The 13667-nt window shown below is 37.1% G+C and carries 10 protein-coding genes; 8 read left to right on the forward strand and 2 right to left on the reverse strand.

Going from position 1 to position 13667, the window contains the following annotated elements:
* The first annotated feature begins 73 nt into the window (after nucleotides 1–73).
* The 8 genes from ACY2RS_RS12475 (at nucleotide 74) to ACY2RS_RS12510 (ending at nucleotide 10475) form a co-directional block, all read left to right on the forward strand.
* Nucleotides 74–1855, forward strand: coding sequence for a type I restriction-modification system subunit M (locus ACY2RS_RS12475; RefSeq protein WP_490098994.1), 1782 nt, complete (start codon nucleotides 74–76; stop codon nucleotides 1853–1855).
* A complete protein-coding gene (locus ACY2RS_RS12480; protein ID WP_490098995.1) occupies nucleotides 1855–3207 on the forward strand; it encodes a restriction endonuclease subunit S in 1353 nt (450 codons plus the stop codon). Before ACY2RS_RS12475 ends, ACY2RS_RS12480 begins: the two co-directional genes overlap by 1 nt.
* A gap of 4 nt (nucleotides 3208–3211) precedes the next feature.
* Complete coding sequence (locus ACY2RS_RS12485; protein ID WP_490098996.1) at nucleotides 3212–6214, forward strand: type I restriction endonuclease subunit R; 3003 nt, start codon at nucleotides 3212–3214, stop codon at nucleotides 6212–6214.
* A 5-nt stretch (nucleotides 6215–6219) separates the two neighbouring features.
* Nucleotides 6220–7533, forward strand: a complete 1314-nt coding sequence (locus ACY2RS_RS12490; protein ID WP_490098997.1) for a hypothetical protein — start codon at nucleotides 6220–6222, stop codon at nucleotides 7531–7533.
* A gap of 421 nt (nucleotides 7534–7954) precedes the next feature.
* Complete coding sequence (locus tag ACY2RS_RS12495) at nucleotides 7955–8185, forward strand: DUF2188 domain-containing protein (RefSeq protein ID WP_490098998.1); 231 nt, start codon at nucleotides 7955–7957, stop codon at nucleotides 8183–8185.
* 3 nt (nucleotides 8186–8188) lie between these two features.
* Complete coding sequence (locus ACY2RS_RS12500) at nucleotides 8189–8809, forward strand: Cap15 family cyclic dinucleotide receptor domain-containing protein (protein ID WP_490098999.1); 621 nt, start codon at nucleotides 8189–8191, stop codon at nucleotides 8807–8809.
* Nucleotides 8810–9817: a cyclic GMP-AMP synthase DncV-like nucleotidyltransferase gene (locus ACY2RS_RS12505; RefSeq protein ID WP_490099000.1), complete on the forward strand. Its 1008-nt coding sequence runs from the start codon at nucleotides 8810–8812 to the stop codon at nucleotides 9815–9817.
* Entirely contained in the window at nucleotides 9807–10475 is a 669-nt protein-coding gene (locus tag ACY2RS_RS12510; RefSeq protein WP_490099001.1) for a hypothetical protein, read from the forward strand. Before ACY2RS_RS12505 ends, ACY2RS_RS12510 begins: the two co-directional genes overlap by 11 nt.
* Before the next feature lie 564 nt (nucleotides 10476–11039).
* Here ACY2RS_RS12510 and ACY2RS_RS12515 read toward each other — a convergent pair.
* Both ACY2RS_RS12515 and ACY2RS_RS12520 read right to left on the reverse strand, forming a co-directional pair.
* Complete coding sequence (locus tag ACY2RS_RS12515; protein WP_490099002.1) at nucleotides 11040–11930, reverse strand: T9SS type A sorting domain-containing protein; 891 nt, start codon at nucleotides 11928–11930, stop codon at nucleotides 11040–11042.
* Nucleotides 11931–12068: 138 nt separating this feature from the next.
* A complete protein-coding gene (locus tag ACY2RS_RS12520) occupies nucleotides 12069–13622 on the reverse strand; it encodes a Do family serine endopeptidase (RefSeq protein WP_490099003.1) in 1554 nt (517 codons plus the stop codon).
* Nucleotides 13623–13667: the final 45 nt, after the last annotated feature.

The raw sequence follows: 13667 nt of genomic DNA on the forward strand, positions 1-13667 counted from the left end.
CCTGTGCACAACCATCGCACACATACAACCCATATTTGCAAAGTCAAACAACAACAAAGAAGCATAACAAACAATGAGTGATAAGAATAATAAAGTAGAAGTAGGATTTATTTGGCAGATTACAGACGACGTACTTCGTGATGCTTTTAAGAAAAATGAAATTGGCGATGTCGTATTACCCTTTGTCGTATTACGCCGTTTAGATTGTATTCTCGAGCCTGTGAATGATAAGGTTCGTGACGCACATAATAAGTTTAAAGACAAACTGTCTGACGATAAGCTTGTACCGGTATTACGCAAAGCAGCTGGTAACCTGAAGTTTTACAATACTTCAAAGCATACCTTACACTCACTCAAAGACGAGCCGCAATACATAGAGATTAATTTCAACAATTACCTCAATGGCTTTAATCCAGAAGTGCGCGAGATTTTAGAAAGTTTCCAGTTCGATAAAATCGTAGCACGATTGGTTAAAAACCGTTTGTTATACGAGATGGTAGATGCCATTTGTAAAATAGACCTACATACTGAGGCGATTGACAATCACGGTATGGGTTATGTATTTGAAGAGCTCATACGCATCTCAAACGAGCAATCTAACGAGACTGCAGGAGAGCACTTTACACCTCGTGATGTCATTGAAATTATGAATACGTTTCTTTTCGCTGGCGAAAAGGAAGCCCTTACTCAACCAGGAATCATACGTACCATTTTTGACCCAGCCTGTGGTACCGGTGGTATGGTCAATCTAGGTAAAAAATACATCTTAGAACAGGTTTGCGCTGATAGTCCTCACAAACCAGACATCGTTACCTATGGTCAAGAACTCAACGAGCAATCTTATGCCATTGCCAAGTCTGAGGCTTTAATTACAGGTGAAGAAGCAAACAACATCAAGCACGGGAATTCCTTTAGCGAAGACCAATTTGCAGGCAAGACCTTCCATTATATGATGGCAAATCCACCTTACGGTGTGACCTGGAAAAAGGACAAAAAGTTTATAGAAAACGAAGCCTTAAATCCAGCAGGTCGCTTCTATGCAGGCACGCCACGAGTAAGCGATGGCCAGCTATTGTTCTTACAGCATATGTTGTCTAAAATGGAACGCGAGGGCTCACGCATAGGTGTAGTAACTAATGGTTCACCGCTGTTTACAGGTAGCGCTGGTAGTGGCGAGAGTGATATACGTCGCTGGATTATAGAAAACGATTGGCTAGAGTGTATTGTGGCCCTACCTAAAGACCTATTTTACAACACTGGTATCAATACCTACATCTGGTTTTTAACTAATAAAAAGTCTAAGGAACGTAAAGGCAAAATTCAACTCATTGATGGAAACACCACTGAAACTGTAACCGTAAATGGAAAAGAAGAAACACGCCACCTATTCTGCCAGCCCAACAAAAAAAGTTTGGGTAACAAGCGTAACGAAATCACCAGCGAGCACATTGCTGCATTGCTTGACGAGTACACACGCTTTCGCGAAAGCGAATACAGTAAAATATACGATAACGAATACTTTGGATACTACCAGCTCACGGTAGAGCAACCGAAGCGCGATGATAACGGCAATATACTTTTAGATAAAAACGGAAACCCAAAACCAGACAGTAAAAAGCGTGATACAGAGAGCGTACCGCTCACCGAAGATGTAGAAACCTATTTTGAACGTGAGGTACAACCACACGTGCCAGATGCCTGGATAGATTATGATAAAACACGTATAGGCTACGAGCTCAACTTTACCAAATATTTCTATGAGTACAAACCCTTACGACCGGCTAGTGAAATTAAAAGTGAGATTGTTGACCTAGAACATAGTATTAAAGACCTCTTAAAAGACTTGATAGCCTAATGATAAAGCGATACGAAACATATAAGGATAGCGGTGTCGAGTGGATTGGTGACATTCCAAATGATTGGTTAACAATAAAATTTAAATATGTAACTACTTTGATGACGTGTGGTCACGCTGCCACTCCAAAATATGTAGATTCCGATGAGATTGGAATGCCATTTCTTAGCGCTCAAAATATTAAGGAAGAAAAAGTTGTTTTTAGGCCTTTGAAATTCGTCACTAATGAGTTATTTAAAACTCTTACAGCTAATCATAAATTGGAAAGAGGTGATTTATTACAAGCAAGAGTTGGAGGAGTTTCTAACATTGGGCAAACTGCTATATACGAAGATGACAGAGAAATGGCAATTTATGTCTCATTATCTCATATTAAACTGAATAAAAAAGCTCTTAATAGATTTATAAAATTTTTATGTAATTCTCTTGCTTACAAGGAGCACGCCTGGACAATTATGAAACGTGGAGGTGGCGTTGCTAATTTTAATGTTTCAGACCAAGAAAAGATAAAAATACCTTTACCTTCATTAAAAGAACAAACCCAAATAGCAAACTATTTAGACCACAAAACCAGGCTTATAGATAGCATCATCGCTCAAAAAGAGCAACTCATTGAAAAACTCAAAGAGCAACGACAAGCCATCATTAACGAGGCAGTCACAAAAGGCCTCAACCCTAACGCGCCACTCAAAGATTCGGGTATTGAATGGTTGGGTGAAATTCCTGAGCATTGGGAGGTTGTGAAGTTGAAATGGATTGCATCAATATTTGCCGGTGGCACACCTAGTACAACAAATGATTCTTTTTGGACAAATGGCACTATACCCTGGTTAAATTCTGGTACTGTAAATCAAAAACGAATTACAGAGGCTTCTGCATTTATTACAGAAGAAGCCTTAGAAAATAGTAGTACGAAGTGGGTGAAAAAGGGTTCAATTTTGACGGCTCTGGCTGGCCAAGGAAAGACTAAAGGTATGGCTGCGATGTTAGAATTTGATGCTACTTGTAATCAATCTATGGCTGCAATTACAATTCAAGAAACAAAAGCTTTTAATGAATTTATATTGTTGTGGCTAGAGTTGAATTATTTGAATATCCGCAATATGGGTGGTGGTGAGAAAAGAGACGGTATTAACCTTCAGATTTTAGGAGATATCTATTGTCCTCTGCCATCATTAGAGGAGCAGGTTTCAATTTTCAATGAGGTCAACTTTAGAATAAACAGAATTAAAAGAACATCTGAAAACCTCGAGAAATCAATCCAAAAACTAAAAGAATACCGTCAATCCATCATCAGCGAGGCCGTTACAGGCAAGATAGATGTACGAGACTGGAAACCTAAAACCGCATAAGTATATGGCAGGAGGCACAAAAGAAATACATTTTGAAGACCACATCGTTCACTACCTTACTGCAAGCAAGCAAGAAGGTGGTGTAAACGATTACCATCTGGTACCAGCTTCAAAATACGATAAAGAAAAAGCACTTATCCCTAATGAGATTTTGAGTTTTATCAATCTATCTCAAGGCTTAAAATATATCCATCTACGAGAGCAACTAGGTAGTGCAGTAGATGATAAAATCATAGAGCGTGTTCAGAGGAGCCTTAAAAACAATAAAACACTCGATACACTGCGCAAGGGTATTAAAATGAATGGCATAAAGTTAGACCTTGCCTACTTTCAGCCAGCAAACAACAAAACACCAGAACACGAGCAATGGTATAAAGAAAATCGTTTGTCTATCATTCGCCAGTTAGCATATTCCAAAAAGAACAACAATGAGATAGACCTTGGTTTTTTTATCAATGGTATTCCAGTAGCTACGGCAGAGCTTAAAAATGCACTTACCAGACAAAACCACCACAATGCCATAAAACAATATATGCAAGACCGCGACCCTAAAGGCGAACCGCTTTTAGAGTTTCAGCGCTGTATCGTGCATTTTGCGGTAGGTACAGAAAAAGTCTTTATGACGACTAAATTGGCGGGCAAATCCACCTTCTTTTTGCCGTTCAATAAAGGTTTAACTAATTTTAGTAATAGTAATACGGGCTTTTCTACGTACTATTTATGGGAAGATATTTTGCGTAAAGATTCCCTAATGGACCTTGTGCAAAACTATGTAAACTTGCAAGAAAATGAATCTACGGTGTACAATCCCAAAACGAGGAAGCTAGATACTAAGAAATCATCAGCATTAATTTTTCCTAGATTTCATCAACTCAAAGCCGTACGCAAAATCCTAGACCAACTTAAAATAGATGGAACGGGTAAAAATTATCTCATTCAGCATTCGGCAGGTTCAGGTAAATCAAATACCATTACTTGGCTAGCCTATCGTCTTTCCGGCTTCTATCAAACCTACACCGACCAAAAAGGATTATTCGATTCCATCTTTGTGTTAACAGATAGACGCGTTTTAAATAAGCAAATTCAAGATAACATCCGCCAGCTAGATAACATTCCGGGTATGGTGGCCTACCTGGATGAAAAGACCACGGCACAAGACCTTAAAAAAGAAATAGAAAACGGGACACGTATTATCATAACAACCATTCAAAAATTCCCTGTCATTTCAGATGAAGTTTCGCGGAAGCGAGACCAAAAATATGCAGTGATAATAGATGAGGCACATAGCTCGCAATCCGGAGAAACTTCTCGCCATATGCGTAAGGCATTAAGTCTAGAAGAAGCAGCACAAAAAGATACTCCAGGAAAAGATTTAGATGAGGTCATCGCAGAAGAAATTGAGAAAAAAGGGCAACAACCTAACATTTCGCAATTTGCCTTTACAGCAACGCCAAAGCCAAAAACCACAGAACTTTTTGGAACCAGACAACCAGATGGCGGTAAAGCACCTTTTGATGTGTACTCGATGGAGCAAGCCATTAAAGAAGGCTTCATCCTAGACGTATTAGAGAACTATATGTCGTTTAAACGCTATTACAAGCTTATAAAGCGCAGCGACATAGAAGATAGTGAGTACGAGAAAAAGAAAACCGTACGTGTGCTGGGTAACTATGTAGACTTACAAGACCACGCTATTGAAAAAAAGACTCGCATCATACTCGAGCATTTTGCGGCAGAAACTCAAAACCAAATACAAGGGAAAGCAAGAGGAATGCTCGTGACCAAATCACGCCTGCACGCAGTACGTTTCAAACGAAAGTTTGATGACATTATGCGTGAGATGAAGTTACCATACGAAGCCCTAGTTGCTTTTTCTGGTACTGTGCGTGATGATGATACAGGAGAGGAATACACTGAAACCAGTATGAATGATTTAGGTGGTAAAATCAGCATTCCGGATGCTTTAAAGTTACCTAAATACAGGTTGTTAATCGTAGCTAATAAATTCCAAACAGGTTTTGATGAACCTTTAATGCACACAATGTTTGTGGATAAGAAATTGGGCGGCACCAGTACGGTACAAACCTTATCACGTCTCAACCGTCGTAACAAAGGAAAAGACAGTACGATGGTACTCGATTTTGTAAACGACCCAGAAGATGTACAAGCAGACTTTCAGCAATATTATGGCAAAAACTTTATCCTAGAAGAAAATCTCACAGACCCAAATGCGGTCTATGACAGTTTAAATCAAGTTGAACAATTCAACGCCTACTATGAAACTGAGGTAGAAGCTTTCGCGAAAATATTCTTCTCAACAGATGATGATTTTGAAAAACTGCAACCTATTCTTCAAGGAATTTCTACACGTTTTGTAGACGAGTTAGAGGAAGAAGACCAAAACGAATTCAAGGCAGCGGCACGCTCATTTATAAAGTTTTACCGTTTTTTGAGTCAAATCATTTCATTTACAGATGTAGATTTAGAAAAACAATATGTATTCTTAAACGCTTTATTGAAAGTGTTACCGTATGCCAAAAGCAATTTACCATTAGATGTAGTCAATGATGTAGAATTGGACAGTTATAAGATTCAGCACAAGTACACAACAAATCTCTCTTTAGAAACTGGTGATGGCAAACAAGAAGGCTTACAACCAGGCGGAGCTGGCGGCGGTCAAGATGAAGAATTCGATTTTTTAACAAAAATTATCAAAGTGCTTAACGATACCTACGGTCTTGAACTCACAGAAGAAGACAAGGTGGAATTTAGAAAAATGAAGGAAAACATCTATCAAAATCAAGAGTTGATGTCATTTTTCAATCAAGCCAATTCTAAGGATAATATCAAAGATAAATTCAACGACGAGATAGATGATGAGCTATTAAACTTCATTGACAAAAAACTCGATTTCTACAATAAAATGACCGAGGATAAAGTAAACTCTTTATTCAAAACAATGTGGTTTAACGAATTATATGATGCTCGAGTACGCGGGATGAAGTAATTAGTATGGATAGACATCTTAATCTTTTTAAATTTTATAACCAAAACGACTCTGCGGAATATTTAGAAAAAAATATCAGTAGAGCTTTGGTTTTATGTTTACAAAATGACACTCTTCTTTTGCATCAATTCTTGAAATTGATTATTTCAAAGCAAGATTACAACTATCTTCTAGCGAATAAAGTTAGAGAGTCAAAAGTTCATTTAGATATTGAAAAATCTGCTACTCATTTGCAGGCTACAAGTATGCGTCGAGTATACGGTATAATGTTAACAGAAGAATTGATAGAGACATCCGACTTCTTCCACCTATCTTATAATCAGCATACTAATTATAGCCCTGTTACAGATATATTAATAAGTATTGGTGACATACTAATTATGATTGAAGTTAAGCGTACTAACGAAAATTGTAAACAGCAATTATTCAATCAACTATATGTTGCATTTGAAAAAGAAATAGACCAGAAACTAACAAAAATTAAAAGCGTTTCTTGGTCTCAAGTGCTTGAAGAAATTAGTAGGGTTAATACATTTAATGCGTTTACGACTTCCCCAACAGTTTTTACAGATAACTTCATTAACCTTATTCGACAGCACAAACTTCATTGGCTGCCTGTAGAGCCATTCGTTAATTTATCTATTGATGAAGTAGATAATGATAAAAGAATACGAAGGTTAGAAGCCTGTATTTTAAGTGCAGGGTCAAAATTAGAATTACTAAATAAAACCAATCGTTCAGGATTTAAGTTTAAAAAGAATTGGGCAGATGAAATTTTAATGTGGTTTTACCAGCGGAAAAATGCCTTATACTTGGATGTTTTTTTATGGCCTGCAAATACAAAAGGACAAGGATGGCCAGTTTATTACAATAATCAATGGGACTGGCTAAACATTAAGGAGATAAATACCAGTTTCGGCACTTTCGATATAGATGTAACGAACGAGATTAAATTTTCTCATATACAAGGGAACTTTCTGGGTGCAATCAATTACAATTCTTCTGTTGAGGTTCTTGAAATTAATACTACCGCAAATTTTGAGAAATATTCAGGTCTAGTAAAGAAAAACAAGTGGCCAAACATCGAAGCGTTTTTGGATTCCCATTTTGTCAGTGGATATGATTGGCGTGAGAAATCTAATTACAACGATTTTACTAATTCTGGCAGGACTTTTTATTATTTATCTCTAGGTTTTCAAGTTTGTATCTCTATTCCATATCAGGTTCTTTCTACTATTGACACTAAGGCGGACGACTCTTCCAATTTCACATCCTTGATGGTAGAAATAAATCAATTCTTTGAAAGACTATTAGATTAATAATAACTGTGCACTTCTTACGCACACATTGCTCGTAACATTGTATCATCAATAAAAAACAATATAACTGCAATTATGTCAGCACACTACAAAACAGGAAAAAGGTATTTCAACGCCAATAAAAGACTGTTAATCTACGCCTTCCGTTTTTTGAGCAGTCCGTAATGCCAGCTTGTCAAATTAAGAAAGCCTTAACAGTTTGGAACGAAGGTTGTCAAATTTTAAGCATAAAAAAAGTCCCAACATTCGACCGGAAGGACTTTTTAGAATTCAAGTGAGTAGTAAAACGAAAAGGTTACTACCTCATTTTTTGTGGCGCAAATATAGCGTGTTATATTCTCTTCACAAAATTTCCTCTTTCCTTTCGCGGCTTAGGTCTATCGTCTGTAAACGTTAGCCACATAATTAAAATTAAATACGAATGGAAAATTTTCATTTGGTACACGATGATGGCGTGTACAAATTAAAAAAAGAGAACGCACAACGCGCTTCAAAAGTTATTGATGCTAATAAGACAGAAGCTATCAAAGCTGCAAGAGATTTTATTAAAAATCAAGGCGGTGGTTCTTTAAAAATCCACAAAAACAAAGGTGGTTTTCAAGAAGAAAGAACATACCCAAGAGCTAATGACCCAAAACAATCGAAAGGATAAAATATGGAGAAAAATTACTTGAAATATTACAAGCCTGGGGCCATAGTACCATTTATTATTATTACGGGTACAATTATAAGTGCATTAGTACCTCAAATAGTAGCACTAATTGTTGATGATATTGGCGTAAATTATTACCAATTCCCTTCGACCACAATTCTATTAGGTATTTTAATCGTAGGTATAGATAAATTTCTTTGGAAGTTTAAACCTTTTAAATGGTTGCTATGGGTAGAAGATGTATCGGGACGTTATGAAGGCGAAATCACCTTTAATAGTTATCTAGATGGTACCACTGAGACTAGGTCATTTGCTCTTGAAATTGAACAAACAGGCTCATTAATAAAATTGAAAACTTATTTCAATGCAAATGCTGGAGATACATCAGAATCAGAAAGTAAACTTATAAGCCTACGGAAAGATGAGTTCGGACATATGACAATTTTTATGAATTACCACAATAAAGGTAATTCAGTTTTAGAAATACCAGAGCATTACGGGACAAATGTTCTAGAGTTATTTGACGGCTCTATAAAAGGAAAGTATTATACGAATAAAAATCCTCAAACCTGTGGTATAATGAGTGCTAAGTTTGTTGGAAAAGAACTAAAAAGAAGATATTAAATGGCAGTACTAAATAAAGAATACAACAAGTTTGATAAAGAAATCAAACTTAATGAAGGTAGAAAAGATTCATTAAAAAAGAGCAGAAAAGAGCTGAGGAAAAAGATTAAGAAATGGTTCAAAGAAAATAAGTCTGACCAGATTCAACCAAAATTTGGTAGCCAAGGCTCCTTTGAAATGAATACAACTATTAATCCGATAGTAACTTATGATGCTGATGGTAACATCCAAAGAAAATACGATTTAGATGATGGTGTATACTTCATTTATAAAAATGAAGATGACGTGAAGCAATCCATAAATACCTGGCACGATTGGATTTTTAAGGCTACAGAAAACCACACTGGTAAAGATTCCATTAGAAAAACAACTTGTGTTAGGGTTGTTTTTGCAGATGGTCATCATATTGATATTCCCATATATTATAAAGAAAATGATACGATTGAGTTAGCCCATAAATCAAAAGGTTGGTTAGAAAGTGACCCAAAAGAATTTTACGAATGGTTTAATGTTAAAAAGAAAACGAGGTCGAGACTTGAGGCTATTGTTCGCTGTCTAAAAGCCTGGAAAAATTTCAGAGAAACCAATAACACTAATTTGAAATTACCGAGTGGTTTTGAGCTCACAATTTTGGCAACTAATAACTACGTGGATGCTGATAATCTAGACGAATCCTTCAGAAAAACGGTAATAGCAATAGATGAAGAGCTAAATAAATATAATGGTTTCAAGTGCTATCGTCCCACAACACCATCCAATGATGATGTGTTTGAAAATTATAGTGAAACTAGAAAATCTAACTTTCTAAATGCTCTTAAGAGTTTAAAAAATGATTGTATTAAAGCTTCAGATGAAAAGAACTTTAAAAAGGCTTCCGAAATACTTAGAAATAACCAGTTTGGCACTAGGTTTCCTTTAGGTGATGATAAAGATGAATCATCGAAGAGCAATCATCTACAAAACTCTCTAGAAGCAGCTACCATAAAGCCGAAGCCTTATGGATGTTAATCACGAAATTAAAGAAGTTTTAGCGAAACATAAAAGTTTAGTTTACCATTTAGAGAGCAATTCTCTAAGTGGTGAGCTATTCCTTCCAGATGGGGATAGCTATGAAGTACGAATTGATTTAGATAGATATCCTAGATTTTTCCCAACTGTTTATGAGGTTGGAAGCCGCATTCCTATAAAAATGGACAGGCATATCTATACAGACTCTAAAGCTTGCTGCTTAACAACAAGAGGCATTTCACAAATTCTACTAAAAACAAAAATTAAATCGTTACTAGATTTTATTGATGAAATAGTTATTAGATACTTTGAGAACAATTCTTTTTTTGAAATTAACGGGTATTACTTTGGTCAAGAATATTCCCACGGCAAGCAAGGAATAATGGAAGCATATAAAGATATTTTACAGATAGATGATGCTATTCAAGTTGCTAAAGCACTAATACAAGTTTCAGATAACAAATCACTCAAATTACATCAAAATTGTTACTGTAGTTCAGGAAGGAGACTTCGTAAGTGTACTAAAGGTAAGCATCTAATAAACTTCCGGAAACTCTTTCTTATTGAAAAAGACGTTATAAAATCGGACTTACAGAGTTTCGAAGAAGAAATTGACAAATACTTAAAATCCAAAAGTGATTCTCAATCTGATATGTAGTCAACTAAACATCCAACTTTGCTACCATTGAAATTTAGGAAGGCAGGTAATAAGGAGTGCGCCAGTTGTTCCATTTTTTCCATAAAACATCTCGACAAGGGTATATAAACGACCATTAAAATTGCTGAATAGATTGAACATCCGTTTAGGTCGCCCTCGTCGGGACCGCCAGCACGTCTATAGTTTATACTGAGCGTACAATAATTGAAACGTTTGTAAAGTCGAAGTACACCATCCAAGAGTGGTGTCTTGTTTTATTTCATACATTTCACGCCTTTTGCACACGCGGCTACTCTTGTCCCTTAAAATACCAAAGCGGTCGGCTATCGCCGTTATAATAATTAAGGGACAACCGCTGCTTCACGTTTTGCGAGCCTGCGGGTCGCTGCGGGCTACGACCTAGAGCAGCTCTATTTTTTCTAATATTCCTATTTCAGATAAAGCGAGCATTTTCCTGTGATATGGTCCAATGCATTGTAAAGCTCTAAGTCTATAGGTGTCATATTTTTTGATACTCATTAAATAAACTTTCGTCACTAAAGAATGTCCTAGGGCTATACCAACTCACCCCACCAAAACCCTCAAAACCCCCACCACATTTCTCTCAGCTTCCAACAACGCAACATACATCCCAGGCGCAAGATGGTCTAGTTGTAGGGTCAATGAATTTTGGTTATTCACAGGATAGCTTGCTATTTTTTGTCCGTTGAGGGAGTAGAGGGAAATGCGGTCTAGGCTGCTGGTGTTTGTAATTTCTAGGGTGTGTGGGCCTTTGGTAATGACCTGAGATACGGGTGGTTTGTTATTAAAACTTGATGTGTTTAAAATACTGGCTTCGCAGACATCGGTAATGGTGAGGTCTGTATAGTAGGCAACGCCGTCTTTAAACATACAGGCTACACGGCCGGCTTCATTAACATCTGGAATGCCACTGGGCGCATTAATTAAAGACAAAGAGCCCACGCCTTCTACCCAGATAGCATCATTGGTACTCACCGTGTTAGACTCGGCAGGAGCGAGGTAGAAATGTCTATAGCTATTGCCATCTTCTAAGGGTAAGAGCTCAATGTTTTGCACTTCATAATAGCCCGCATTTTCTAAGAAGGGTGTGATTGGATTTTTCATGTCTATAGAATCTCCTATTTCCAAAGAAAAATCATAGAGCAAATAATCTCTAGTGCCATTGGGTAAAATGGTTTTTAGGTATACTTTTCGTTCTTGTAAATCTTCTCGTACTAAAAAACCTCTAGAGATGTAATGGTAGCCATCAAGTACTTTGTAGTTCATGCCATCCACTAGCGTGTCTCCATTGGTGTAATAAATGTCTGGCGAGCAATTTCCAGCAAAGCAGTATTGTATTTTCCATTCGTTATAGCCATCTAACAAGGGTTTGTAGTCTTGAGAGAAAGAAGAGAAGCTACTAAGTAGCAATACAATAGATAATAGTTTTTTCATGGTTGTGTGATACTGAGCTATAAAAATACAAAACTATGTGCTCACTTACATTCTATTACAAACAATACATCCTGTGAAGGTTGTTCCACAGGATGTATAAAGTTTTTTTTTGGATGTTCGCTGTTAAAAGTAATCACACTATGCATCCAGACCAAAGGCGTAGTATTGTTTGCCTGGAATGTTTTCGTAAATACCTTCTATCATAACACCTCCATTTTTCTTTTCTAGGATTTCCAACATATCCTCTACAGAGGTTACTTTTCTACCATCTATGTGCGTAATGATAAATCCTTCCTGTATTTGGGTGTCTTTTCTTAATTTACCAGCATACAATGCCACTACTTTTACACCACCATCAATGTTTTGTTTTTTGGCAGTCTCCTTACTAATTTTTTCTAGGTTTGCGCCTAGTTTAGAAAGTAATACTTGGTGCTCTTTTTTCTTGACTTTCGTGTTGCCAGTATTACTTTGCAGCGTTACATTATATTCTTTTTCTTTTCCATTTCGTATCAATGTAATACGCACATCATCTCCAGGTCTTTTTCTGGCAATTAGTTCTTGTAATTCAGGCGAGGTGTTTACTGTTTTGTTGTCGACTCCAATAATCACATCGTCTGCTTTAATTCCTGCTTTATCTGCAGCGCTATCCTCTTGCACATTTGCGATGTAAACACCTTGTTGTAAGTCAATTTCTTTTTCTGCAGCTATTTCACTGTTTAAGGTGGCAATGTTTACGCCTAACATTCCCCTTTGTACTACACCGTAATTGAGCAAATCTTCAATGACCTTGCTTACAATGTTACTAGGCACTGCAAATCCATATCCATTATAGGTTCCAGTTCGGGAAGCGATAGCTGTGTTAATTCCAATAAGATCACCGTTTAAATTCACCAGAGCGCCACCGCTGTTTCCTGGATTGATAGCGGCATCGGTTTGTATGAAACTTTCTACTGCAAACTTATCTTTGTTAATGTTGATATTTCTGGCTTTCGCACTAACAATACCTGCAGTAACAGTCGAATTTAAACTGAAAGGATTTCCAACAGCCAATACCCATTCTCCCACTTGAACATCATCTGAATTGACAAGCGGTACCATGGTGAGGTTGTCTGCTGTAATTTGAAGCAAAGCAAGATCTGTAGAAGGATCTGTCCCTACAACTGTTGCTTTATAGGTTGCATTGTTGTGCAGGGTTACTTCAATTTCGTCTGCATCATTAATAACGTGGTTGTTGGTAATAATATAACCATTTTTGTTAATCACCACCCCAGAACCTGTGCCCATGGGTATGAGCTGCGGCGCATCGTTTTCTTCTCCTTTAGGATTTACTTGGGGTGATGGTTGCTGAAAAAATTGTCCGAAAGGACTACCTTCAAAAAAATCTTTGAACGGATCTGGTAATTGTCGGTATTGGTTGTTGTTTGCGTTTCGGGAAGTATACCTGCGCTTTGCTTTAATGTGTACGACGGCGTCTAGTACCTTTTCGGTAGTCTTTGTGAAATCTAAAGGAACGATCTCTCCGTCTTTATTTGCAGCATAAAGCACCGTATTTGATGGTTTGTTATTTGTCTCTGAAATGGTACGTACAGCTACCTCTTGTGTTGTGTTTTCTGTTAAAAAGTGTGCACAGGTCATCACTCCAGTGCTTACCAGGAATGCTATCCCAGCAGCAATGATATATGTCTTTTTCATTGTAATAGAATTTAAAAATGACGCACTACCACCCAAATATAAGGC

Source organism: Patiriisocius sp. 208BN25-11 (genome assembly GCF_058147145.1).